Here is a 22604-nt window from a genome sequence, read left to right on the forward strand (position 1 = left end):
CTGTGCCATTGCCCTCAGCTGTGAATGGGTAAGGCCAACCCAAACAGCACAAAGAACCCGCCGCAGACTTTGTTGAACCGTCGCCCGGTTCGCGCCAGCCAAGGCCGAACGCGGTGCGCGGCGCTGGCCACGGTGTATTCAACGACAAACTCGACGACGGCGTAGGTCAACGCAATGGCGGCGGTCTGCGCGATGAGGTTTCTGTGTGGGTCCAGGAACGGCGGGATAAACGCGGTGAACAGCAACAAGGCCTTGGGGTTTGACAGGGCCGATACCCACCCTTGGCGGAACAGCGACCAGTGTCGCTGGCTCACCGTGCCGGTCGTATCCAGGCTGACGGGGGCCGAGCGCCACAGGCCGAAACCCAGCCAGATCAGATAAAGCCCGCCGGCCACTTTCAAGGCCATGAACCAGGCGGCCGACGCCTGGATCAGCGCGCCCAGGCCCAACGCGCACAGCGTCAGCACCATGGCGAAGCCGAGCACACCGCCGCTGATGGTGAACAGCGTTTTGCGGCTGCCGTGGAGCGCGCCATGGGTCAGCACCAGCAACGCATTGGGGCCTGGTACCACGGCGATGCCGCAGCAGGTGAAGAAGTAGAGCAACCAAGTCTCGAAGGGCATGATCAGGTCCGGCAAAGGTGGGTTCAAGCCCGCATCCTGCGAGCGAACGGCTATCATGAAAAGCGCATAATTCACGCCACAGTCATTCGATTAACGAATAGAGATAACCCGCATGCCTTCCAGTGATTTGCAGATCGATTGGCTCAAGTGCTTTGTCGCGGTAGTGGACGCCGGTTCGCTGTCGGGCGCGGCCCATGAGGTGAACCGGTCGCAGTCTGCCGTCAGCATGCAAATGAAGAAATTGGAAGCCGCGCTGGGACGACCCTTGTTGAACCGTGGCCCGAGGCACCTGCAGTTGACCGATGACGGCCAGACGCTGCTGGGCTATGCGCGTCGCATGCTCGCCCTGCACGCCGAGACCCAGGCGGCGTTTCATGGCGAAACCTTGACCGGGCGCATCCGCCTTGGGGTCGCGGAAGACTATGCGGCGAAGTACCTCACACCCGTGCTCAAGCGTTTTGCGCCGCGCTACGCCGGTGTGGACATCGAGTTGACCTGTGAACAGTCCACCGCCCTGATCCCACGGGTGCGCAGCGGTGATCTTGATCTGGCGCTGGTGTCCAGGGATTCGCCGCACAGTGGCACCTTTCTGTTCAAGGAGCCGATGGTGTGGGTCGGCTCACCTCAGTTCGAACTGTGGCGCCGGGACCCGGTGCCGATCGCCGTGTACGAAAGCGCCAGCCTGGCACGGCGGTATGCGGTGAATTCACTGGCCCAACAGGGGCGCCAGTTCAAGGTGGTGTACAACAGCTCCAGCCTCGCCGGCCAAGTGGCGGCGGTCGAGGGCGGCCTTGCGATTGCCGCGATCACTCAGTGCACCGTGCAGCCGTCACTTCAGGTCCTGGGCAGCGAGCAAGGGTTGGGCATTATTGAACCGATGGAGGTTTCCATTCTGCGCAGTCGAGACTCTCGCGGGTCCAAGGCGGTCAATAGTCTGCATGCGTTTATCATCAGTGCGCTTAGGGTTCAGGCGTAGCGCGCGCCCTGTTAATCTGCGGCACCTGCCTTCTTACGGAGCTCTGTGTGACTTCATCCAAACGCGACAGTACCCGCATCGAACGCCGCCTTGTCGCTGCGCTCACCGACGCCTGCGAAACCGCCAAAGCCGAAATCCCAGGGTTTGAATGGCTGACCCACACGGTCAATTACGCCGACTTCCCAGGCAGCCTGCGTATCACCTGGGTCTTCGACACCTGCGCCAGCCAGGTGCAGGCCGTGGCGACGGGGTTGGACGCGCGTATCCGCGAGTTGACCGCCACCGCCCTGCACGACGCCGAGATCCTGCCCGTGCAATTGGCGCGTTGCGTTCACCTGGATTCTGAAGAAGCCTGCCACGCCCAGCACGGCGGCAATTGGCGTTTGCGCCTGATGCGCTCAGCCAACTAGAGACTGACACTCAACTGCTGGATAATGCCCCCGCCCTGTTCCTCGCCTGCCGATAAGGAAGTCCTGCCCCATGAAGTTGCCGTTTTCCGCTGCCCTGCTCGCGTCAGCCCTGCTGGCGCCGTCCTTTGCCCAGGCTGATGACGCAGCGTTGGTCGACACGCTCAAGGCCTTCACCCGTTGTGATGAGACGTTCTTCAGCCGCCTGAACACCCATCGCGACGCCTGGCAGGCCTATGCGCCGCTCAAGCAGGAGAAGGACTTCACCTGGATCGCGGTGCGCGACCGCACCGAACCCAAAGCCTCGGCCGTGCCGGTGAGTGCGCCGGCCATCGCGGGGTTGAAGCTGCTGTCGTATAACGATGAGGTCAGCGATCTTGGCCCGCTGGGACTGTATTACTTCTGGGGCTTCACGGTGGACGGCACGATTGATGAAGTCGCCCCGCGCGTGGCGGCGTTGCTGGATCAACCTGCGGCGCTGCAAAAAGGCGAAGGGCAATACACGCGCAGCGAGTTGAAGGTAGGCAACAGTTGGCAGGCGATCAAGCCGATGCCGGGCAAGGCGCCGGGGCTGCGCAATGTGGAGCGGGTGCTGATCGTGGAGCCGGAGGGCAAGTATTCCCGTGTGAGCTGTTCGGTGCAGGGGGGCGTGAATGCCGGGTTGCTGGCGCTGTTGCGGCCGGACATCGCGCTGGTGGATTACCCGCGCACCGTGGCGGAAACCAACCTAGGTGATGTGCCGGTGCCACCCAACGTACTCCAGGGCCTCGACGCACCACTGCTGCAACCCAAGTTCAAGACGTTGAGCTACAGCTACCTGTCGAAGAACGCCGCGGGCAAGGACGCGCCGATCACCATCCGCTTCAAAGCCGAAGACGGTTTGTTGGTGAAGAATGAAGCCTACGGTGCCGCCTTCAATGTGGACCGTTTGATGCTGGCGGACCTGATCCAGCTGAAGTCGAAAATGAACGGCGTGGGCGAAGGCCAGGTGCTGCAGACCCGTGAGGCCGAAGTGAAATTGCCGACGAGCTGGGCGCCGGGCCAGACCCTGAGTGCACACCTGAAAATGGCCAATGTGCCGGTCAAGCCCACCGATAAACCGCTCGAAACCACCTTGACCTGCAAGGTGGGCGAGCGCTTCCCGGCACGCCAGGTGTTTGCGTCGTTGACGGGCGATGCCATCCGGTTGGCCTGCGAGCAGGACGGTTATGCGTCGTCGCGCGCGTTTATCGAAGACCTGGGCGTGGCGCTGACGCTGGAGTCGACGTCGAGCCAGACCCACTATGTGAATGAAATCCAGACGCTGGACGTGGTGCGCTGACGCCGATTGGCCTATTCACTCCAAAGCAACAGGTGGGCCTCAAAAGCTGCGGACCAACGAACCAAACAGATCACCCTCAGGCATTTTGCTCACTGGGATCTCGGCATTTTCAAACCACTCCTGGCTGGCCTCAGGGTGCGGGCCGCTCAGCACCACCACGCCCTTTTCATAGGTATACCGCGCCGCCGCGACGTCTCCGTTGCGGTAGGTGGCGATGGTTTTGTACGACCCTTTCGGAAAGTAGGGGCCGTCCTGGAAGAAGACGTGATCAGGCTTGCCCGCCCACGTAACTTGTACGGCGGCGTCGGCGATGCCGGGCACTTCGAAACCGGGACGGCCGGCTTCGCCGTCGAGGTCCTGGGGGATCAGGCCAAGGTTGTTGTCATCCGCCAGGTAGGCGCCCATGCACAAGCCCAAATAGCGCCCACCGTTGGCGACGTAGTTGCGGATGGCCTCGCTGCGCGCATCACCCAGGCTGCGCAGCGCTGCGGGAATGTCCTGGCCGCCGCCGGGTTGCACGTAGAGATCGTAGCGCGCCAGGGTTTGTGGCGTGATGTCGATCGACTCATCCGCGCCCACAAAATCGATGTGATAGTTGGGATTGAGTCGTTGCAGGGCCTTCGCCACGTTTTCGGAACAGTCATCACAACCCGCCGGGCCTCGGTAGATGGCGACATGGGTGATCGGCGTCGCGGCCTCGGCCGGTGACGGCAGCAGCAGCGCAAAAGCAAACAAGGTGGCGGCGGTGGCTCGCAGGTTCATGGCGATGGGCTCCAGGGCGGACACCCCAAAGCCTATAGCGATTGCGCCGTTCAATCCGTTAACAGTTGTAAACACCATTCACTTGGGGATAACTGGGGCCATGCCTAATGCCAGTCAGTTAAGAAGCAGAAAGGGTAAAGGTAACCTGTGGCGAGGGAGCTTGCTCTCGCTGGGCCGCAAAGCGGCCCCAAAAATGGGACTGCTACGCAGTCCAGCGGGAGCAAGCTCCCTCGCCACAGGTACACTATTCACCCTTAACTGAAGGGCATTAGGGACCGTGCCCTATTTCGAGAGCGTCCGCCATGTTTGAACTCGCCTCCCTCATCACCTATGTCGCCGTAGTGATTGGCCTGTTTCTGATTCCAGGCCCGTCCGTGCTGCTGGTGATCACCCGCACCGTGCAAGGCGGGCGCAAGGTCGGCGTGGCGACCGGGCTGGGCGTGGCGTGCGGCGACTTGCTGCATACCCTGGGCGCGGCGTTGGGGTTGTCGGCGATCCTGATGACGTCGGCCACGGCGTTCAACGCGGTGAAGTGGGCCGGTGCGGCCTACCTGATCTACCTGGGCGTACGCGCGTTCATGGCCAAGACCGGCACACAGGCGGGGCTGACCTTGCCTGCCGTCACCCCGCGCCAGGCATTTTTCCAGGCGGTGGGCGCCGAGGTGCTCAACCCGAAGACTGCGATTTTCTTCCTGGCGTTCCTACCGCAATTCGTCCACCCGGAAGCCGGCTCGTCGCTGGTTCAGTTCGCGGTGCTGGGCCTGATCTTCTCGGTGCTCAGCGCGGTGTACACCAGCCTGCTCGCCCTCGCCATCCGCCCCTTGAGCCGAGGCATCAAGGGGCTGTCCAAACTGCGGCGCTGGGAAGGCAAAATCATCGGCACGCTGTTTATGGGCTTGGGGCTGAAGGTGGCCTTGCAGCAGCGTTAATCACTGGGCAAACGCATACGCCCCGCCCTGCTCCACCGCCTTGCGATACGCAGGTCGCGCCTGGAATTTCTCCACCCACGCCGCCAGGTTCGGGTAGGCCTGCAACTTGCCCTGGGCCCTGGCGATTTCACCGATAAAACTCATCTGGATGTCCGCGCCGCTCAGCTCATCGCCGAGCAGGTAGGCTTTGCCCGCGAGCACGTCGTTCAGGTAACCGAGGTAGTTGGCGACTTCCGATTCGATCCGCGGGTGCAACGGCGCACCCGCCTCGCCCAGGCGGCCGACGTAGAGGTTGAGCATCAACGGCAACATGGCCGAGCCTTCGGCAAAGTGCAGCCATTGCACGTAGTGGTCGTAGGTGGCGCTGGCAGGGTCCGGTTGCAAGCGGCCCTGGCCGTGGCGGCGGATCAGGTAGTCGATGATGGCGGCGGACTCGATCAGCACCAGGCCGCCGTCTTCGATCACCGGGGATTTGCCCAGCGGGTTGATCGCCTTGAGCTCCGGCGGTGCGAGGTTGGTCTTCGGGTCGCGCTGGTAGCGCTTGATCTCGTACGGCAGGCCGAGCTCTTCGAGCAGCCACAGGATGCGTTGCGAGCGTGAGTTGTTGAGGTGGTGGACGATGATCATTGAGTGCTCCGCAGGACGAGAGGGGGGTCTTGGGAACAGACTACGCCAGCCTTCGGGAGTGCCGACAAATAATTTTCTGCGTGACGGACGCCGTGGTTACCATGGGGATCGATTCGAGAGGAGGCACAGCATGGATCTGAAATTCAGCCACGTCGACATACTGGTCGAAAACCTTGAAGAAGCCTGTGCCTATTACGCACGCATTCTCAAGGCACGCATTTCCAAGACGTTCGTGTGGGAACGCGGCGGCCTGCATGTGCGGTATGCCGTGGTGCTGATGGGCCAAGAACGCTTCATGCTGGTCCAGCCGATCGCCGGCAACCTGCGCGAACTGTTGGACGCCCACGGCGAAGGCATGATTTACCGCCATTGCTACACCACGCCAGACATCGAGATCGCTTATGACGAGCTGATCGCCGCCGGAGTGCAGCCGGAGAACGAAAACGGCGTGCCCCTGGCCCGCGAGAACCTGCAATCGCCGTCCGGGGGGCGCATTATCTGGCTGCCCAAGCGTTTCGGGCATTTCTCCATGGAGATCCTCGAAGAGGCGACCCTGGAGGCGTTTATTGTGGAGGCGTTTGGCTGACCGAGGCCCACGCCGCCTGCGCCAGCAACGCGGCGTAGTGATTCGGGCTGTGCTTGACCCGGCCGGATAACCACGCACGGGCATAGCTTTCGGCCGCGCCGATGATCAGCGACAGCAGCAGTTCTGCCGGGATATGGCTGAACGCCTCACGGCGGCCTTCGTCGCTCATCCACTCGGTCAATTGCGCGTTGCGCTGTTTGTTACGGGTGAGCAGTTCGTCCTTGTGCGGGCCGTTGGCCACGGCGAAACGGCTCTGGAACATAAAGCGCGCCCATTCGGGTTGCGCATCCACCCACTCCACATAACTGCGCACCAGCGCTTCCACGCCAGCCTGGGCGGTTTGCGCCTGTTTGAGGTGTTGCTCCCGCAATGCGGCCTGATCTTCCAGCGCGGCAAAAAACAGCGCGGCGACGATGCCTTCCTTGTTGCCGAAGTGATGGTAGATGGCGCCCACGCTGGTCTCGCACCGCGCGCGGATGGTTTCGATATTCGTCGCTTCAATACCCACGTCGTTAAAGCTGGCCAGGGCCTCGCGCAGGATGCTGCGCTTGAGGTCGCTGCGCCGGCCCGGGAAGGTGCGCTCGATCAGATCAGGTGCGTGCATGAAGTGGCTCGCCAAATGTACGGAGTCTAAAGGTACTGCCGCCCGCAGAGAAGGCACGGCTTGACACGGCTGGACTTTACGGAATATTGTTCCGTTACAGAATATTATTCTGCAAATCCATTATAAGGACAATCCATGAGCCAGTTTCTCAGCATGTTCAACAGTGTAGGTCCTGCAGCGTTTAGCCAAATGGCCTGCCAAGTGGCGCCCTACTTCAACACCATCAACCCTGAAATTGCCGAACTACGCCCTGGGCATGCCGTGGTCAACGTGCCGTTTCGCAAGGAAATCACCAACCACCTGGCCTCCGTGCATGCCATTGCGTTGTGCAACGCGGCGGAATTGGCGGGCGGCACGATGACGGACGTGTCGATCCCCCAAGGCGCCAAGTGGATTCCGAAGGGCATGACCGTGGAGTACCTGGCGAAGGCCAAGTCGAACATCCGCGCCGTGGCCGATGGCAGCGGCATTGATTGGTCCACCGCAGGGGACAAGATCGTGCCGGTGGATATTTTTGATGAGGGCGACGTGAAGGTGTTCACCGCGAGGATCACCATGAATGTGAAGATCGCCTGAGGCCCTGGCGGCTGGCTCGGCAACTGCCGAGCCATGCTTCAGTGCACCATCGACCACAATGAAGCGCCTACGCCGGTGATGCTCTCCCCCGCAATCAAGCCGGCGGCGGCAGTAATCGCAAAGCGCTCGGTGAGGCTCGGCCAGCGGCAGCTCACCAACCAGGTCAGTATCGCGCCCAGGGCCATCATCAGCGAGACCGAGGCCGGCAGCACAAAGGCCAGGCCCAGGGCGGCGGCACTCGGGAGGAAGCGGGCACGATGGGCAGGCAAGGTGCTGTCCAGCACACCGAGCAGCACACCCACCAGGCCGCCGATGGCAATTGCCCAGCGGATGCTGGTAGACAGTGAATCCAAGCCATGGGTGAGGGTTTGCGCCACGGCTTTCCAGGTAGCGACCGCCGGGGCCGGCCACTCTTCGGTGAGCAGCATGGTTTGCGGGTCCGGGATCAACGCCAGGTAGGCGAAGACGCCAACGATACTGCCGATGAAAATCCCCAGGATCTGCGCGATCACCTGCTTATGCGGCGTGGCACCAATGGCCTTGCCCACCTTGAAATCATTCATCAAGTCGGTGCACTGCCCGGCCGAACCACCGGCCGTGTTGGCGCTCATCAGGTTGATCGGCACCTGCCCCGGCGCGACGATGCCAAAGCTCAGCTGGGACAGCTGCCCGATGGCGCCGATGGGCGGAATGCCGGTGGCACCCACCACGCGCGCAGCCACGGCGGCGAGGCAGATCGCCAAGGGAATGGTGAGCAAGGCCATGCCGAGATTGATGCCGAACAGCAACGCCTGCAAGCTCACCACCAGCACGATCGCCAACGCAAAACCGGCCGCCGGCCCCGGTTTTGGCACCGTCCAGCTTGATCCGCCGCTGGCGTGAGTGGACCGGTACAACGCCCACAAACGAATCGCCAGCGAGGCCAAGGTGGAACACACCATCAGGCTCACACCCGGCCACAGCAACCACTCCACCAACGCGGCGAACTGCGGGCCGCTGCTGCCCGCAGGCAAGGTCACCAACTGTTGCGCCAGCAGCCAGGGACCCAGGCCACCCCAGGCGAGCAAGGCGCCGAGCAGCAAGGTCAGGCCCACGCGAATGCCGATGATGCCGCCGAAGCCCACCAGCAATAGCGAAGGGTCGGCAGTAAACGTCAGGCGCTCCAACGGGGCACTGGGCGACCAGCGCGGGAAGGCCCACATGAAGGTATCCACCCACTTGACCAGCCCGGAGAGCAACGCGGCGCTGAGCAGCACCTTCAAGCGCGTCGCGGCTTCGCGACCGTGGTTGTAGATGTGCAACAGGGTTTCCAGGGTGGCCATGCCCTCGGGGAATTTCAGCGCCTTGTCATTGAGCAGCGAGGGCCGTAGATACCAGGCGATCCAGATGCCCAGGAAACTCACCGAGAACACCCAGGCGATCATCGGGATGGCATCCAACTGGTTGCCGGTCAGCAAGGTATAGGCCGGGATCGGCGCCACCAACCCACCCGAAATAATCGACGCGGCGGCTGACGCGACGGTCTGGTTGATGTTGCTTTCGTGCAAGGTCCACGGCAGGTGGTCGGTGGAACGCTTGGCCACGCCTTGAAAGATGGCGTAGCCGATCAGCAGCGCGATGATCGACATGTTGAACGACCAGCCGATCTTCAACCCGGCGTAGACATTGGACGGCGTGAGCAGGATGCCGAGTACGCTGCCGGTGATGACGGCGCGCAAGCTGAGTTCGCGGGTGACGGGGCCGTGCGGGAGGGTCGTTGGCGGGGCTGAAGTCATGCGGAGTCCTTTCGGCGACGAAACAGAGCGACCTAGTAAGTGAGCCCTGTAGAAGCCGAAGGTTCCTGACTTGCGGATCGTGATGTTGCGGTAAGCGGACCTCTTGTGGTGAGTGGGCTTGTTGTGGCGAGCGGGCTTGCCCCGCGTTGGACTGCGAAGCAGACCTAAATTCTGGCAGCGCGGTTTACCTGACGATGCGCGGTGTTTTTAATGGGGCCGCTTCGCAGCCCAACGCGGGGCAAGCCCGCTCGCCACAGAAAGCGGGCACACCAGAGGAAGTTTGCTGACCACAAAAACCTGCTCAACTCAGTCGAAACCGCGCGGTGTTGTCGCTCAATGCCTGGCTACCCTTGCTCAGGGTGTCGGCCGCGCGGTTCACTGCCCGTGCGCCGTCGAGCAAACGCCCGGCCGCCTGGTCCACTTGCTGGATATTGCCGCTCACTTCATCCGCCGTCGCCGCTTGTTCCTCTACGGCAGTGGCGATCTGCGCCAAGGTGTCGGTGACGTGCTGCACCGCGCCGGCAATCTCGCCCAAGCGCGCGCCCAGCCCGGTGACGGATTCAGCATCCGTCAGCGCCTGTTCACACGCGGCGCCCATCAACGTGACCGCCTGGCTGACCGTGGCGCGCAGGCTGTCCACCGTGCCAGCTATCTGCGCCGTGGAGGCCTGGGTGCGTTGCGACAAGCTGCGCACTTCATCGGCCACCACGGCAAACCCCCGTCCCTGCTCACCGGCGCGGGCGGCTTCGATGGCGGCGTTGAGCGCCAGCAGGTTGGTCTGCTCGGCAATACCACGGATGGTGTCGACCACCGATTGAATCTGCTGGCCCTGCTGGCTGACCTGCTCCAGCGCATCGGCGGTGTCGGTCAGGCGCAGGTTGAGTTGTTGGATGCTGGCCGTGGTGCGCTGGCTGTCGCGGCTGCTGTCTTCGGCGATGCGCCGGGTCTGCTGGGCGCTGCCGGAAGCTTGTTCGCAGCTTTTGGCGACGCCCAGGGATGTCGCGGCCAATTGGGTGGCCGCAGCGGCAATCTGGCTGATTTGTTGTTGCTGGTCTTCGACTTCGGTGAGGGTGCTGCCCGACTGGGAGTTGAGGGTCAGCACCGCCGAACCCAGTTGCTGCGTCTCGTGATTGACCCCCAATAGACTGGTGCGCAACTGCACCACCGCCACGTTCAACGCGGTGCTGATGGCCGCGAGTTCATCGCGCCCTTCCACCGCCACCTCGACGCACAGGTTGCCGTCCCGCAACGACTCGGCCAGGGTGGTGATGCCACTGGCGCTACGGCGGATCGAAGCTTGCAGGCAGATGAACAGGTACAACGCGGCCAGCGCCAACAGGCTGAAGGTCGCCGCCACCGGCACGAACTTCTGCAACGAGCGATCACGGTAGTGACCCAGGCGCGCATCCAACGAATCGAGCGATTGGTTACGCAGCGCGCCCAGGCTGTCGAGCATACCGTCGACACTGGTTTCGAAGGCCACCGTGTCGAGCTTGATGGTGCCGCCAAACACTCCGTCGTCGAGTACTTTGAGCTCATTGTCCAGGCGTTGCAGGCTGTTGTCGTACTGCACAGTCCAGGGTTCCAGCCCGGCATACTGCTTGGCCTTCAGCGAGGCCGCGGCCTTGACCAACTGGTCCCGCGCATCACCGATGCGGCTGCGCAGGTCACGCATCTGCAAACGGCTCTGCAAGGTGAACTGCCCCGAGGCAATGGACGACTGGCCGACACTGGCCATGCGCCCGATACGCTCGATCAGGTCGGGGGTGTGCTGGGTGGAAATCTGCATCAGCAGGTAGGTTTCCAGCCACGGGTCGAGGATCAGGCCAGCATCCAGGGTGATCTGCTCGCGCAGGGTTTGCATGGCGGTGAGCGCCGAGGTGAAACGGTCATAACCGTCCGGCCACCAGCCCACCGTGCGCAGGGATTGGGAGTCCATGCCCTTGACTGTCGCCTGCAAGGCGTCGAAGCGCGCGAGGATATCAGCGCTGGCGTTCTGGGCTTTGAGCGAATCGCCCAGGGCTTGCAGGCTTTGCAGGATCACCGGGAAATTGGCGTCGACTTTGTCCATCGCCGCCTTCGCCGCCGGGGTGGGCGCGTGCAGTATGTCCGCCGCCTTCCAGCGCGCGGCCAGGTTGCGCTGGGCTGTCAGTTGGCCATCCAGCGCATCCAGGGCCAACAGTTGCCGGACGCCGGACTGCTCGCTGGAAATCACGGTTAATTTATCGCGATAGTCCGAGCCGATCATCCACAGGCTACCCGCCAGGGGCAGCATGAACAGGAAGAACAGGATCTGGAACTTGCGCGCAAAACCAAAACGCCCCAGCAGGCGAATACCCGGTGACAAAAGGCTGTGCATGTCCGACCACTCCCCAAAAACGACCCACGCGGTGCACCGCGGGGTGAAGCCTTGAAATGACTGACGGCAAAATGCCATGTCATTGATTAGCTTGGCTCAAGCAAGATACGGGCCGCTGTCGGCGTGCCCAAGATAGGCGGCGCGGGAAGCAATCGCGCACGTAACGTGCGCGAAAATGGGGCAAAAGCACTCAAGGTCTGTGCAGAGCTGTAACAGTGGCTTATCGGGTCGACATGTACCGGTCGAAATTATTGATGTGATCATCCAGATTATCCTCAAGCATCATCCGGTACTGGTCACAGAAGTACTTCAGCATCGCCTCCCGCGCATCGGCCATTTCCGCGCCGGACTTGAAGTTGCGCGCGCTGGCCCAGGCATTGAAGCGTGTGGTGCCGAACATCATCGAGGCGCTGACCTGGCCGAGGTTCTCGTGAACCTGAAGTTGCTCGTTCGACAGTTCGATGTGCGCGTCGGCACGGTCGTAGAAGGTGGGGTCAGTGGCGTCGGCCATTATGGGTGTCCTAGGTCATCAGGTTTGAATGAAGGGGTATCAGGCCAGTAACGCGGTAATCCAGTTGGCCTGCTGGGCAATCTCTTGTCGCTTCTCTTGCGGCACGGCCTGCCGAGCCTGTTCGAAACTGGCCAGGGTCTTGTGCTTTTGGCGCAGCATACGTTGCCACTTCGCGATGAACGCCGGGCTGCGCGCCTGTAGTTGCAGCGGGCCGAAGTACAGCTGTTCAGCGGTGTAAGCCACCGGCCCGGTGCGCTCGGCGACGATTATTTCGTAGTAGAAGCGGTTCTCGCGCAGCAGCTCTTCACTGAGGATCGAGTAACCGTTGTCCATCAGCCATTGGCGCAACGGTTGCTCACCGCCGTTGGGTTGCAGGATCAACCGTTCCCTGCCGCTCAGGTGCCGCTTACCGCTTTCGAGGATGTCGCGGATCGTCTCGCCGCCCATGCCGCAGACGCTGATCGCAGTGATGCCGTCATGGGCTTCGATGGCCGCCAAGCCATCGGCCAGGCGCACGCTGATCTGGTGCTCCAGGCCGTTGTCGCGCACGGTGCGTTGCGCCGCATGAAAGGGCGTGGTCGCGACCTCCCCCGCCACTGCCGCCGTGATCAGGCCGCGACGCATCAGCGCCACCGGCAAATAACCGTGATCGGAGCCGATATCGGCCAGGCGCGCGCCTGCCGGTACGTTGGCGGCGACGCGCTCCAGGCGCAGGGATAAGGTGTGTTCGTTCAACGCCCCTGCTCCCCCGAAAAACGGTCCCGGCTGTTGGTCAGGTGCAACACCATGGCGGCGCGGGCGGCGTCCGGGTCCTGGCGTTTGATCGCGTTGAAGATCGCCTCATGTTCCAGGTTCGCCAATTGACCCAGCTGGGCAAAGTCGGCGCCGCCACGTTCATCGCCTTTCACCTGGGTACGCGGGATCATCGCATTGCCCAGGTGCAGCATGATTTCGGTGAAGAAGGTATTACCGGTGGCCTCGGCGATCAGTTGGTGGAAGCGCTTGTCTTCCTCCACGCAGCTGTCGTTGTTGGCCAGGGAGGCCTGGTAGTCGTCGAGTGCCTGGCGCATGTGGGCCAGTTGTAGGTCGGTGCGGCGCACGGCGGCCAGTGCGACGGCTTGCACCTCAAGACCCAGGCGCAGTTCGAGCATGTTGCGCACGCTGGCGACCGTGTCCACATGCAGGCGCAAGCCCTGCTGCGCCTGTTGCGCCAGCACAAAGGTGCCGATGCCGTGACGGGTCTCGACCAATCCCGACGCCTGCAATTTGGAGATCGCTTCGCGCACGACGGTTCGGCTCACGCCGTGCTCAAGCACGATGGTGGATTCCGAGGGCAGTTTTTCGCCGGGTTTCAACTGGCCGAGCAGGATGCGCTGGGTCAGCGCATCGACCACGCCCTGGGCCAGGTTGGTGGAGCGTTTACGCAGGGGGATTCCACTTTCAATGGGCATTGCAACAGGTCCACGGGGTTGAGCTGGGGGAAGCTTACCACCCAGCCCGGCGTCAGGCCTGGGTTGATTGAAAAAACCCTTAACTTGTATGACAACCAAACTTAAGCCTCTCTCTCACAGATACCCCTCTCACGGTACTCACTGGCAAGGCCTCGCTCAAAAATCGGCACAAAACCCAGTATATACAGCTTAAATAACCGAAATATCTGTTCTACACACCGCGTTATAAGAAGAAAAACACTCACTCCTGGATTGCGATCTTGAGAAGCCTACTTGTATGATGTCTATTAACAAGACGTACAAGCCCGCATAAGAATAATCAGGGGGAGTTTTGAATTGTGACCCATTCAATCCAAGTATCTGCCGCACCCGAAAGTGATCCCGTCCTCGCGCGCGCCGTGAGTAAAGTGAAGTGCCATGTGCTTCCACTGTTCGTGATCATGTTCATCCTCAACTACATCGACCGGGTCAACATCGGCTTTGTGCGCACGCACATGGAGCATGACCTGGGCATCGGCGCAGCCGCCTATGGCTTCGGCGCCGGGTTGTTCTTCATCGGCTACGCCCTGTTCGAAGTGCCCTCCAACATGCTGCTGCAAAAGGTCGGCGCGCGTATCTGGCTGACCCGCATCATGTTCACCTGGGGCATCGTCGCCACGCTGATGGCGTTCATCCAGAACGAAACCCACTTCTACATCCTGCGCTTCCTGCTGGGGGTGGCCGAGGCCGGTTTCTTTCCCGGGGTGATCTACTACTTCACGCGCTGGCTGCCCGGCGTGGAGCGCGGTAAAGCCATTGCGATCTTTTTGAGCGGCTCGGCGGTTGCGTCGCTGATTTCCGGCCCGCTGTCAGGCGTGCTGTTGCAGATCGAAGGCTTTGGCTTCCACGGCTGGCAATGGATGTTCGCCATTGAAGGCTTGGCTTCGGTGGTGATTGGCTTCTTTGTATGGTTCTGGCTTGACTCCAAACCCCACGACGCCCAGTGGATGACCCGCGACGAACAGGACGCGCTGGTCAATGCCATCGACCAGGAACAGCGCGATCGTGAGGCCCTCACCACCGTCAAACCGACCCTCGGCAAGCTGCTCAAGGACCGCCAGATCTTGCTGTTCTGCGCGCTGTATTTCTGCATCCAATTGACGATCTACGCCGCCACCTTCTGGCTGCCAAGCATCATCAAGAAGATGGGTGACCTCAGTGATGTGCAGGTCGGTTTCTTCAACTCGATCCCATGGCTGATCTCGATCATCGCCATGTACGCCTTCGCTTCGTTGTCGGGCAAGTTCAAGTTCCAGCAGGCCTGGGTGGCGGCGGCGCTGTTGATTGCGGCAGCGGGCATGTTCATGTCCACCACGGGCGGGCCGGTCTTTGCCTTCGTGGCGATCTGCTTTGCGGCCATCGGGTTCAAGTCGGCATCGTCGCTGTTCTGGCCGATTCCCCAGGGCTACCTGGATGTACGTATCGCCGCCGCAGTGATCGCGTTGATCAACTCCATCGGCAACCTGGGCGGTTTCGTTGCGCCCACCACGTTCGGCTTCCTGGAGCAGACCACCGGTTCGATCCAGGGCGGCCTCTATGGCCTGGCCGGCACGTCGGTGCTGGCCGCGATCCTGGTGTTCTTTGCCAAGACCGCACCCTCTGCCGTGTTGACTTCACCGAGCGCCGTGCCTACCCGCGCCGCCCTCAGCAAACCTCTTTAAGCTTATTCAGGAACTTGCCATGACTACGCCCGTCGTTACTCACTTCCAGGTCATCCCCGTCGCCGGCCACGACAGCATGTTGCTCAACCTCAGCGGCGCCCACGGCCCGTACTTCACACGCAATATCGTCATCCTCAAGGACAGTTCCGGCAACACCGGCGTGGGCGAAGTGCCCGGTGGCGAACGCATCCGCGAAACCCTGGAAGACGCCCGCAGCCTGGTGATCGGCCAACCGATCGGCAAGTTCCAGGGCATCCTCAACCAGATGCGCAGCACCTTTGCCTCTCGCGACGCCGCCGGCCGTGGCTTGCAGACCTTTGACCTGCGCATCACCATCCATGCCGTCACCGCCATGGAAGCCGCTCTGCTCGACCTGCTGGGCCAATTCCTCGAAGTCCCGGTGGCCGCCTTGCTCGGTGAAGGCCAGCAACGCGATGCGGTAAAAATGCTCGGCTATCTGTTTTATGTCGGCGACCGCAGCGCCACCGATCTGGCCTACCGCAACGAAGCCGACAGCGATGACGATTGGTTCCGCCTGCGCCACGAAACCGCTCTGACGGCCGACGCCGTGGTGCGCCTGGCTGAAGCTGCCAAATCCAAGTACGGTTTCAATGACTTCAAGCTCAAAGGCGGCGTATTGAGCGGCGACGAAGAAATTGAAGCCGTCACCGCCCTGGCCGAACGCTTCCCGGATGCGCGCATCACCCTCGACCCGAACGGCGCCTGGTCATTGAAGGAAGCCATCCGCCTGTGCCGCGACCAGCACCACGTGCTCGCCTACGCCGAAGACCCCTGCGGTGCCGAAAACGGCTACTCGGGCCGCGAAGTCATGGCTGAATTCCGCCGTGCTACAGGGTTGAAAACCGCCACCAACATGATCGCCACCGACTGGCGCGAAATGGGTCACGCGATCCAGCTGCAATCGGTGGACATCCCCCTGGCCGACCCACATTTCTGGACGATGCAAGGCTCGGTACGCGTGGCGCAGATGTGCCATGAATGGGGCCTGACCTGGGGCTCGCACTCCAACAACCACTTCGACATTTCCCTGGCGATGTTCACCCAGGTGGCGGCCGCAGCCCCGGGCGACATCACCGCCATCGACACCCACTGGATCTGGCAGGACGGCCAGCACCTGACCAAGGCACCGCTGAAAATCGAAGGGGGTTATGTAAAAGTGCCGAGCAAGCCTGGCCTGGGGGTGGAGATCGACATGGACGCGGTCGCCCAGGCCCATGAGGTGTATAAAGGCATGGGCCTCGGCGCGCGGGATGACAGCGTGGCAATGCAGTTTCTGATTCCAGGGTGGCGCTTCAACAACAAGCAGCCGTGCCTGGTGCGCTGATTCAGATTTTTGTAGGAGCGGGCTTGCTCGCTCCTACAATCGGCCGCACAGTCAACTCAACCCCTAACGCCAGCATCAGCTTCTGGATCGTTTCATAGCGTGTCTTCGAGCCCCCCTTCAAGGTTTTATACAGGCTCTCCCGGTTCACCCCAGCCGCTTCCGCCACCTTGTTCACACCTTGCGCCTTGGCAACCTCGGCAAGCGCCTTCATGAGTACCTGCGGGTCTTGAGACTTCATGCTTTGCGCCAGATACGCACTGATGGTTTGCGGACTGTCGAGGAAGCGCGACGCTTCATAGACGCTAGTGCCGGACGTATCCAGATCGAGGATCGGCATGTCCTCGGGTTTGAATTTCGATTCGCTCATTTCATCTACCTCTCAGGGCATCAAGAATCTCTTTAGCCCGCTTGATTCCTCTTTTCTGGTCGGTTTTATCGCTCCCCCACAACATCAGGTAGGCAGTGACTCCCGTACGCACGAAATACATCCTGTAGCCGGGCCCGACAAACACACGCATCTCACTCAGGCCGTCACCTACGGATTCACAATCCCCAAAATTGTTTTCCTCCGCCCGGTCCAAGCGAGCAAGAATCGCCGTTTTCCCCCAAATATCCCGCATACCGTCGAGCCATGTATCAAACTCCGGCGTCCTGCCGATTGAATTAGTCACAGTATCACTTGTAGCCTACTGGCTACTCCTTGTCGATGCCAGTGGAATTTTGTTTCCGGTGAGTGCCGGAGTAAAAAATCCTAGTTCAGCACCTGTACAAACAGCCCGTGGATACTGTGAGCGCTTATTTCCCCCGCGTTTAAAGCACCCGATCAAACAACGGCGCCACGTCATACCGCTGTTTCAACATCTGCGCATCCACCAGAAAATCCGCCGTGGCCTGGGCCTCGCTGATGATCGTCGGCGAGATCGGCAGCACCTTGATCGCGTCGCGCTTGAACCACACTTTGGCGATTTCCGGCGCCGATTGGTTGGCCTTGGACCAGGCTTCGGCGTACTCATCCACGTGCGTGTTGCTCCACACCCGAGCGCGCGTCAGGCGGGCAATGAAGTCCTTGATGATCGCGCTTTTCTGCGCCAGCGCCGGCTCGTAGGCGACGATATAGGTGGGCGCGCTCATCAGGCCCTTGGCGTTGCGGATCAGGGTGCTGCCTTCTTTTTCCTGCAGCGACACGTAGGGTTCCCAAGTGCCGAAGGCGTCGATGTCGCCCTGGGTCAGTGCCAGGCTGGCCTCGGCCGGCAGCAGGTATTTGAAGTGGACGCTGCTGCGCGGCACACCTGCTTCGTCCAGCGCTTTATAGGCCAGTTGCTGGCTCCACGAACCGTTCCAGATGGCAACGGTCTTGCCCTTGAGATCGGCCACCGACTGAATGCCCTTGCGCGCCACAATGCCCACGCCGTCGAGGCTGGTCTGGGTGCTGGCGACCACTTTAACCGGCGCGCCATTGGCGGCCAGGCTGATCACCGGGGTATCGCCGACGATGCCCACATCCAGCGCACCGCTGGCCACGGCCGAGGCCACCGGGGAGCCGGTGTTGAAGCGTTTGAAGTCGATTTTATAGGGCAAGTCTTTCAGCTCGCCCGACAGCTCCAGCACGATACGGTTGGAGAAGAACTGGTCCCCCACAGTGAGGGTCAGCGGTTCGGCGGCGCTGGCCGACGGGCCGTATAGAGCAAGAGACGCCAGGCCCAGCAAGGACAGCAGTGTTCGACGGTTGATCATGGAAAATCCCACAGGGTTGGAGGGTTGGTTCAACCATCTGTGGGCGTGCAGTCTGGTCGTTTTCCGTAGAAGCTAACGCAATAAAAGCGCGGGGTTTAATACTGTTAGGCACTATCGATAGAACCGTCGTACAGGTCGCTAGCTGCTTTTCGTATTAAAAACTTCGCCGCGCCTGAGTTAGGGTGAACTCACCAGACCACTGGACCCCAGCACCTGAACCATTTTCTGCAAGGTCCATTGCATGTCGATTCCCGCTTTGAACATCTGGGGCGCACCGCCCACTGCCCGCTACGAACAACTGGCCGCGCCGTTTCGCCCGCTCTTTGCGCAGATTCTCGCGCAGGCGGCCGTGGCGGATCAGACACGCGGCAGCCTCACCACCGTGATCCAGCAACTGAACGCCTTGGGCTTGCCACGCTGGCGCCTGCCAGCCAGTTATGGCGGCCAGGATGCAACGTTGGTCGAGCTGCTGGCGTTGCTCACGGAACTGTCCGCCGCCGATTCCAACATCACCCAGGCCCTGCGCGGGCACTTCGGTTTCTGCGAAGACGTACTCAGCGCCAAGGACCTCGACTGGCGCGCCAAATGGCTGGATAGGCTCGGCCAGGGTGCCCTGCTCTCCCCCGGCAGCACCGAAGTCGGCAACCAGACCCGTGGCGATTTCGAAACCCGCTTGCACCGTGACGAAGCCGGCGCCTTGCGCATCAGCGGCAGAAAGTTCTACACCACCGGCGCGCTCTACAGCGACCTGATCAACACCATCGCCACCGGCGAAGACGGCACGATCTACAGCGTGGTCGTGGACCTCAAGGCGCCCGGTGTGCAGATCGTCGATGACTGGAACGGCTTCGGCCAACGCCTCACCGCCAGCGGCACCTGCCTCTTCGACAACGCGCCTGTGGTGGACGACGAGGTACGCCTCACCCAACAGCGGTTTGGCCACGGCCAGTCGTTCTTCCAGCTCTACCACCTCAGCACCCTCGCCGGCATCGCCCGCCGCGCCGCCCTCAGTGGCGCCGAAGAACTCAGCCAACGCGCGCGCACCTTCACCACCGGCAATGCCGACACCGCCGGCCAGGACGTGCAACTGCTGCAAGTGATCGGCGAAGTCGCCAGCCAGGCCTACGCCGCGCAAGCCATCGCCCAGCAAGCGGCGCAGCGGCTGGAGTTCACCGCGCGGTATGTGATCGCCCATGACCAGCCGTTGCACGATGACGATCCGCAAGTTGCGCTGGCTGAATTGGAAGTGTGCCTGGCAGTGAACCCGGTGGTGGATGCGACACTGGCGGCCACCACGGCGCTGTTCGATGCGCTGGGCGCCAGTGCCACCGCCAGCAACAAGGCGCTGGACCGGTTGTGGCGAAACGCGCGCACCTTGGCGAACCACAACCCGCGCGTGTACAAATCGCGGATTGTGGGGAATTACCTGGTGAATGGGATTTTGCCGCCTGCGCAGTGGCGGGTGGGTGTGGCCAAGGATCAGTAATCCCAGAATGCAGCCACCCAGCGAAACGCATCCCCCTCCACCACCACCCGCCCCACGGACGGAAACGGTAGGTGGGTGGCCACGAACAACTCACCACTCGCCGCCGCTTCGTTCATCAACCGCACGCGAACGCGCACCGACTCTTCGGGGTCGTGTTCAAAGCCGTTATGCCAATCAGGGTGTTCGAAGGCGACTGGAAAAAGCGCATCACCGGCAAAGGTCAACCGCTCGCCACCCGAGGTCACATACACCACGCTGTGCCCCGGCGTATGGCCGCCGGTGAGCTTGGCGATGACACCCGGCGCGACTTCATGCTCATCGTCGAAGGTATGCAGATTGTCCTTGTACAACCCCATGAATTGCTGGGCCGTAGCCCGTAGCACGTCCGGCACCGGCGCAGGCATGTCGGTATGGGTGAAGTCCGGCGACGCCCAGAAATCGACCTCGATGGCCGCCACATGAATGCGCACGTCCGCACGCAACTTGCGCTTGACCTCGTCCACCAGCAGGCCGCCGATGTGGTCCATGTGCATATGGGTGATCACGATATCGGTCACCGAGGACAACGGGATACCGGCCGCTTCCAGGCGCTTGGGAAACTGCCCGGCCCGTGGGAAACCGGGAAATTGCCCGCCCAGGCCGGCGTCGACCAGAATCACCTGCTCGCCGCTGCGCACCACCAGCACATTCAGCGCCCAGTCGAACGCGTCCGGGCCGAGGAACATTTGCTTGAACCACGCCGCGCGGGCGGCGGGGTCGGCGTTGGTGGACATGGTCTGGGTCGGCAGCGGCAGCACGCCGTCACTGATCACCAGCACATCAATTTCACCGACGCGCACTGCGTAGCGCGACGGCACCAGTTCTTCGGTCGGGGCTTTCAGTAGGGTTGTCATGGTCGCTCTCCTGTTGTTTGAAGGCGAATGTCTCGCCTGCAAAACAGTGTGCGACGGGGCTACAACGCTCGGAATCCTACCTGGGTATGGGCCGTGTATACCTTAGTTTGAAGGCTGGCTCACAAACTCCAGCACCCGCGCCAGCATCCGATCACAGGCCTGCAACTGTTCCACGCTGATGAACTCGTCCGGCTTGTGCCCCTGCTCCATGCTGCCCGGCCCGCACACCACCGTGGGAATGCCGGCCTGGTCGAACAACCCACCTTCCGTGCCAAAGGCCACGGTGCCGAATTCCCTTGAGCCGCAGAACTGCGCCACCCACTCGGCGGCCTGGCTTTCCAGCGACGTGGCCAAACCCGGATAGCTGGACAACTCGCTGAGGCTGATCGCCGCTTGCCCGCTCACCGCCCGCATCGCCGGCAGCAGGGTTTGCTCGGCGTATACCTGCAATTGCCGGGCAACTTGCCAGGGGTCCTGGGCCGGCAAGGAGCGCACTTCGAAGTCGAAACTGCAGTCCTGCGGGACGATGTTCAGTGCCTTGCCACCGTTGATCAGGCCGGTCTGCACCGTGGAAAACGCCGGATCAAAGCGTTGATCCAGATGCTGCGGCGCCTTCAGCGCTTCGCCGAGCCGCACCAGCTCGCTGATCAAGCGCGCGGCGTATTCAATGGCATTCACCCCCGCCGGCGCATAGGCCGAATGGCACGCCGCGCCGTGCACATGACAACGCATTGCCAGCTTGCCCTTGTGGCCGAGCACCGGCTTGAGTTCGGTGGGTTCGCCGATCACGCACAACAAGGGCTTGACCGGCTGATCATGGAATCGCTCGATCAGCGAGCGCACACCCAGGCAGCCGACTTCTTCGTCATACGACAGCGCAATGTGCACCGGCATGCGCAGCGAGGCCTTCACCAAGGCCGGCACACACGCCAGCACACAGGCGATATAACCCTTCATGTCCGCCGTGCCACGGCCGTACAACTTGCCGTCTTTCTCGGTGAGGTCAAACGGCGCCACGCTCCAGCGCTGCCCATCCACCGGCACTACGTCGGTATGCCCGGACAACACAATGCCGGGCACTTCTGCCGGACCGATAGTCGCGAGCAGATTGGCCTTGCTCTTGTGTTCGTTGTAGAGCAGCTCGCAGGCCACGCCGTGGCCCTGCAAATACGTGCGCACAAAGTCGATCATGGCCAGGTTGGATTCGCGGCTGGTGGTGTCGAAACGCACCAGTTGCGCCAGCAGGTCGCGGCTGTTCATCGGTCGTCTCCCGGTACGGCGTAGCCGGGGGCGATCTGTGGGTTGATGGCGCGATCGATGTAGGCCTGCAACTGCCCGCGATAGGCCTGCCAGAGTTGATCGAGGGCACCGATGGGGTCTTCATCGGCCCAGTCCACCCGCAGATTGACGATGGGCCACAAGAGGTCATCCACCACCACCAGCGCCGCCGAATGCACCGGCCCCGCCTCACCACCGCCCGCCAGACCGGCATGCATCGCCGCCAGCAGGCGGTCGGCCAGAGGCCCGGAGGCCTGTTCGAAAGCCGCCACCATGGCGTCGATCACAGCAGATCGGGCGAGCATATTCCCCGCCGCCACACACTGCTCGCCACTCACCGCATGGTGGATGCCCAGGGTCTGCGCGCCACTGAAATGTGCGGTGCGGCCCTGGTTATCAATCACCGTGACCTGGCGGTACTCACTGTGATCCTGCCCAGCCAAGGCGGCCAACGCCTCACTTGGCGCCAAGCCCTGCTCCAACAGGTCCAGCACCTGCGGCCCCAGGCTTGGCAAGGTGATGTTCTGCGACGCCACCGCCCCCACGCCGGGCCGCAGCCACGGGCAACGCGCGCCCACGGCAATGCTCGATGAACTGATGGCGATGCCCAACTGGCCCGTCTCGGCGCAGCGGGCGACAACGGAAAACGTCATGTGGAGTC

General features: G+C 62.0%; 24 protein-coding genes. 9 read left to right on the plus strand and 15 right to left on the minus strand.

What is annotated here, in order from left to right; all coding sequences use genetic code 11:
- Nucleotides 1–14: 14 nt before the first annotated feature.
- Nucleotides 15–623, minus strand: coding sequence for a LysE family translocator (locus ACP7EW_RS03790; protein WP_426216380.1), 609 nt, complete (start codon nucleotides 621–623; stop codon nucleotides 15–17).
- Between the two features lie 112 nt (nucleotides 624–735).
- Between ACP7EW_RS03790 and ACP7EW_RS03795 the strand changes: the two genes are divergently transcribed.
- From ACP7EW_RS03795 to ACP7EW_RS03805, 3 genes are all read left to right on the plus strand, one after another.
- Nucleotides 736–1599: a LysR family transcriptional regulator gene (locus tag ACP7EW_RS03795; RefSeq protein WP_426215409.1), complete on the plus strand. Its 864-nt coding sequence runs from the start codon at nucleotides 736–738 to the stop codon at nucleotides 1597–1599.
- A gap of 47 nt (nucleotides 1600–1646) precedes the next feature.
- Complete coding sequence (locus ACP7EW_RS03800) at nucleotides 1647–2009, plus strand: hypothetical protein (RefSeq protein ID WP_426215411.1); 363 nt, start codon at nucleotides 1647–1649, stop codon at nucleotides 2007–2009.
- Nucleotides 2010–2079: 70 nt separating this feature from the next.
- Nucleotides 2080–3327 (plus strand): hypothetical protein, encoded by a 1248-nt coding sequence (locus ACP7EW_RS03805; RefSeq protein ID WP_426215413.1) that lies wholly within the window; start codon nucleotides 2080–2082, stop codon nucleotides 3325–3327.
- A 39-nt stretch (nucleotides 3328–3366) separates the two neighbouring features.
- Here the strand turns inward: ACP7EW_RS03805 and ACP7EW_RS03810 are convergent, their stop codons facing one another.
- Nucleotides 3367–4089, minus strand: a complete 723-nt coding sequence (locus tag ACP7EW_RS03810; RefSeq protein ID WP_426215415.1) for a BPL-N domain-containing protein — start codon at nucleotides 4087–4089, stop codon at nucleotides 3367–3369.
- A gap of 302 nt (nucleotides 4090–4391) precedes the next feature.
- Between ACP7EW_RS03810 and ACP7EW_RS03815 the strand changes: the two genes are divergently transcribed.
- Nucleotides 4392–5018 (plus strand): LysE family translocator, encoded by a 627-nt coding sequence (locus ACP7EW_RS03815; RefSeq protein ID WP_177076359.1) that lies wholly within the window; start codon nucleotides 4392–4394, stop codon nucleotides 5016–5018.
- Here the strand turns inward: ACP7EW_RS03815 and ACP7EW_RS03820 are convergent, their stop codons facing one another.
- Nucleotides 5019–5645, minus strand: a complete 627-nt coding sequence (locus tag ACP7EW_RS03820) for a glutathione S-transferase family protein (protein WP_016976470.1) — start codon at nucleotides 5643–5645, stop codon at nucleotides 5019–5021.
- 130 nt (nucleotides 5646–5775) lie between these two features.
- Here ACP7EW_RS03820 and ACP7EW_RS03825 point away from each other — a divergent pair, with 130 nt between their 5' ends.
- Nucleotides 5776–6231: a VOC family protein gene (locus ACP7EW_RS03825; protein ID WP_016976469.1), complete on the plus strand. Its 456-nt coding sequence runs from the start codon at nucleotides 5776–5778 to the stop codon at nucleotides 6229–6231.
- Here ACP7EW_RS03825 and ACP7EW_RS03830 read toward each other — a convergent pair.
- A complete protein-coding gene (locus tag ACP7EW_RS03830; RefSeq protein ID WP_426215418.1) occupies nucleotides 6209–6835 on the minus strand; it encodes a TetR/AcrR family transcriptional regulator in 627 nt (208 codons plus the stop codon). The two genes, ACP7EW_RS03825 and ACP7EW_RS03830, sit on opposite strands and share 23 nt — an antisense overlap.
- 135 nt (nucleotides 6836–6970) lie before the next feature.
- On the opposite strand from ACP7EW_RS03830, the gene ACP7EW_RS03835 reads away from it, so the two are divergent.
- Nucleotides 6971–7411: a hotdog fold domain-containing protein gene (locus ACP7EW_RS03835; protein WP_426215420.1), complete on the plus strand. Its 441-nt coding sequence runs from the start codon at nucleotides 6971–6973 to the stop codon at nucleotides 7409–7411.
- Between the two features lie 38 nt (nucleotides 7412–7449).
- Here the strand turns inward: ACP7EW_RS03835 and ACP7EW_RS03840 are convergent, their stop codons facing one another.
- The 5 genes from ACP7EW_RS03840 to ACP7EW_RS03860 form a co-directional block, all read right to left on the minus strand.
- Entirely contained in the window at nucleotides 7450–9186 is a 1737-nt protein-coding gene (locus tag ACP7EW_RS03840; protein ID WP_426215422.1) for an OPT family oligopeptide transporter, read from the minus strand.
- A gap of 301 nt (nucleotides 9187–9487) precedes the next feature.
- Nucleotides 9488–11545 carry a methyl-accepting chemotaxis protein gene (locus ACP7EW_RS03845; protein ID WP_426215424.1) on the minus strand — a complete coding sequence of 686 codons (2058 nt, stop codon included), beginning with the start codon at nucleotides 11543–11545 and terminating at the stop codon, nucleotides 9488–9490.
- Nucleotides 11546–11765: 220 nt separating this feature from the next.
- A complete protein-coding gene (locus ACP7EW_RS03850) occupies nucleotides 11766–12056 on the minus strand; it encodes a DUF3144 domain-containing protein (RefSeq protein WP_033901047.1) in 291 nt (96 codons plus the stop codon).
- Between the two features lie 39 nt (nucleotides 12057–12095).
- Nucleotides 12096–12791: a tRNA (adenine(22)-N(1))-methyltransferase gene (locus ACP7EW_RS03855; RefSeq protein ID WP_426215427.1), complete on the minus strand. Its 696-nt coding sequence runs from the start codon at nucleotides 12789–12791 to the stop codon at nucleotides 12096–12098.
- A complete protein-coding gene (locus ACP7EW_RS03860) occupies nucleotides 12788–13507 on the minus strand; it encodes a FadR/GntR family transcriptional regulator (RefSeq protein ID WP_033901044.1) in 720 nt (239 codons plus the stop codon). The genes ACP7EW_RS03855 and ACP7EW_RS03860 overlap by 4 nt, the downstream gene beginning before the upstream one ends.
- Before the next feature lie 338 nt (nucleotides 13508–13845).
- Here ACP7EW_RS03860 and ACP7EW_RS03865 point away from each other — a divergent pair, with 338 nt between their 5' ends.
- Both ACP7EW_RS03865 and gudD read left to right on the plus strand, forming a co-directional pair.
- Nucleotides 13846–15207 (plus strand): MFS transporter, encoded by a 1362-nt coding sequence (locus ACP7EW_RS03865; protein ID WP_426215429.1) that lies wholly within the window; start codon nucleotides 13846–13848, stop codon nucleotides 15205–15207.
- Between the two features lie 19 nt (nucleotides 15208–15226).
- Entirely contained in the window at nucleotides 15227–16552 is a 1326-nt protein-coding gene (gudD, locus tag ACP7EW_RS03870; protein WP_426215431.1) for a glucarate dehydratase, read from the plus strand.
- A 1-nt stretch (nucleotide 16553) separates the two neighbouring features.
- Here gudD and ACP7EW_RS03875 read toward each other — a convergent pair whose 3' ends face one another.
- From ACP7EW_RS03875 to ACP7EW_RS03885, 3 genes are all read right to left on the minus strand, one after another.
- The gene (locus tag ACP7EW_RS03875) at nucleotides 16554–16919 is read right to left on the minus strand and encodes an addiction module antidote protein (protein WP_033901039.1); all 366 of its coding nucleotides are present in this window, start codon (nucleotides 16917–16919) and stop codon (nucleotides 16554–16556) included.
- A gap of 1 nt (nucleotide 16920) precedes the next feature.
- Nucleotides 16921–17223: a type II toxin-antitoxin system RelE/ParE family toxin gene (locus ACP7EW_RS03880; protein WP_033901037.1), complete on the minus strand. Its 303-nt coding sequence runs from the start codon at nucleotides 17221–17223 to the stop codon at nucleotides 16921–16923.
- Between the two features lie 139 nt (nucleotides 17224–17362).
- Complete coding sequence (locus tag ACP7EW_RS03885; RefSeq protein ID WP_177095492.1) at nucleotides 17363–18286, minus strand: ABC transporter substrate-binding protein; 924 nt, start codon at nucleotides 18284–18286, stop codon at nucleotides 17363–17365.
- Between the two features lie 241 nt (nucleotides 18287–18527).
- On the opposite strand from ACP7EW_RS03885, the gene ACP7EW_RS03890 reads away from it, so the two are divergent.
- Nucleotides 18528–19772 carry an acyl-CoA dehydrogenase family protein gene (locus ACP7EW_RS03890; RefSeq protein WP_426215434.1) on the plus strand — a complete coding sequence of 415 codons (1245 nt, stop codon included), beginning with the start codon at nucleotides 18528–18530 and terminating at the stop codon, nucleotides 19770–19772.
- Here the strand turns inward: ACP7EW_RS03890 and ACP7EW_RS03895 are convergent.
- The 3 genes from ACP7EW_RS03895 to ACP7EW_RS03905 all read right to left on the minus strand — a co-directional run bounded on the left by ACP7EW_RS03895 (nucleotide 19766) and on the right by ACP7EW_RS03905 (nucleotide 22596).
- Nucleotides 19766–20665 (minus strand): MBL fold metallo-hydrolase, encoded by a 900-nt coding sequence (locus tag ACP7EW_RS03895; protein ID WP_177076381.1) that lies wholly within the window; start codon nucleotides 20663–20665, stop codon nucleotides 19766–19768. The genes ACP7EW_RS03890 and ACP7EW_RS03895 overlap by 7 nt on opposite strands.
- Before the next feature lie 102 nt (nucleotides 20666–20767).
- Entirely contained in the window at nucleotides 20768–21925 is a 1158-nt protein-coding gene (gene argE, locus ACP7EW_RS03900; protein ID WP_426215436.1) for an acetylornithine deacetylase, read from the minus strand.
- Nucleotides 21922–22596, minus strand: a complete 675-nt coding sequence (locus ACP7EW_RS03905) for a DUF1028 domain-containing protein (RefSeq protein WP_426215438.1) — start codon at nucleotides 22594–22596, stop codon at nucleotides 21922–21924. Before ACP7EW_RS03905 ends, argE begins: the two co-directional genes overlap by 4 nt.
- Between the last annotated feature and the right edge of the window lie 8 nt (nucleotides 22597–22604).

This window comes from Pseudomonas sp. DWRC2-2 (genome assembly GCF_049897885.1).
Taxonomy (GTDB): domain Bacteria; phylum Pseudomonadota; class Gammaproteobacteria; order Pseudomonadales; family Pseudomonadaceae; genus Aquipseudomonas; species Aquipseudomonas azotoformans_A.

Coding starts and splice junctions, on each gene's coding strand:
- ACP7EW_RS03835 (WP_426215420.1), top strand. CDS start 6,971: ATGAGCCAGTTTCTCAGCATGTTCAACAGTGTAGGTCCTGCAGCGTTT.
- ACP7EW_RS03830 (WP_426215418.1), bottom strand. CDS start 6,835: ATGCACGCACCTGATCTGATCGAGCGCACCTTCCCGGGCCGGCGCAGC.
- ACP7EW_RS03885 (WP_177095492.1), bottom strand. CDS start 18,286: ATGATCAACCGTCGAACACTGCTGTCCTTGCTGGGCCTGGCGTCTCTT.
- ACP7EW_RS03850 (WP_033901047.1), bottom strand. CDS start 12,056: ATGGCCGACGCCACTGACCCCACCTTCTACGACCGTGCCGACGCGCAC.
- ACP7EW_RS03820 (WP_016976470.1), bottom strand. CDS start 5,645: ATGATCATCGTCCACCACCTCAACAACTCACGCTCGCAACGCATCCTG.
- ACP7EW_RS03875 (WP_033901039.1), bottom strand. CDS start 16,919: ATGAGCGAATCGAAATTCAAACCCGAGGACATGCCGATCCTCGATCTG.
- ACP7EW_RS03810 (WP_426215415.1), bottom strand. CDS start 4,089: ATGAACCTGCGAGCCACCGCCGCCACCTTGTTTGCTTTTGCGCTGCTG.
- ACP7EW_RS03805 (WP_426215413.1), top strand. CDS start 2,080: ATGAAGTTGCCGTTTTCCGCTGCCCTGCTCGCGTCAGCCCTGCTGGCG.
- gudD (WP_426215431.1), top strand. CDS start 15,227: ATGACTACGCCCGTCGTTACTCACTTCCAGGTCATCCCCGTCGCCGGC.
- ACP7EW_RS03905 (WP_426215438.1), bottom strand. CDS start 22,596: ATGACGTTTTCCGTTGTCGCCCGCTGCGCCGAGACGGGCCAGTTGGGC.
- ACP7EW_RS03815 (WP_177076359.1), top strand. CDS start 4,392: ATGTTTGAACTCGCCTCCCTCATCACCTATGTCGCCGTAGTGATTGGC.
- argE (WP_426215436.1), bottom strand. CDS start 21,925: ATGAACAGCCGCGACCTGCTGGCGCAACTGGTGCGTTTCGACACCACC.
- ACP7EW_RS03895 (WP_177076381.1), bottom strand. CDS start 20,665: ATGACAACCCTACTGAAAGCCCCGACCGAAGAACTGGTGCCGTCGCGC.
- ACP7EW_RS03845 (WP_426215424.1), bottom strand. CDS start 11,545: ATGCACAGCCTTTTGTCACCGGGTATTCGCCTGCTGGGGCGTTTTGGT.
- ACP7EW_RS03890 (WP_426215434.1), top strand. CDS start 18,528: ATGTCGATTCCCGCTTTGAACATCTGGGGCGCACCGCCCACTGCCCGC.
- ACP7EW_RS03840 (WP_426215422.1), bottom strand. CDS start 9,186: ATGACTTCAGCCCCGCCAACGACCCTCCCGCACGGCCCCGTCACCCGC.
- ACP7EW_RS03860 (WP_033901044.1), bottom strand. CDS start 13,507: ATGCCCATTGAAAGTGGAATCCCCCTGCGTAAACGCTCCACCAACCTG.
- ACP7EW_RS03790 (WP_426216380.1), bottom strand. CDS start 623: ATGCCCTTCGAGACTTGGTTGCTCTACTTCTTCACCTGCTGCGGCATC.
- ACP7EW_RS03825 (WP_016976469.1), top strand. CDS start 5,776: ATGGATCTGAAATTCAGCCACGTCGACATACTGGTCGAAAACCTTGAA.
- ACP7EW_RS03795 (WP_426215409.1), top strand. CDS start 736: ATGCCTTCCAGTGATTTGCAGATCGATTGGCTCAAGTGCTTTGTCGCG.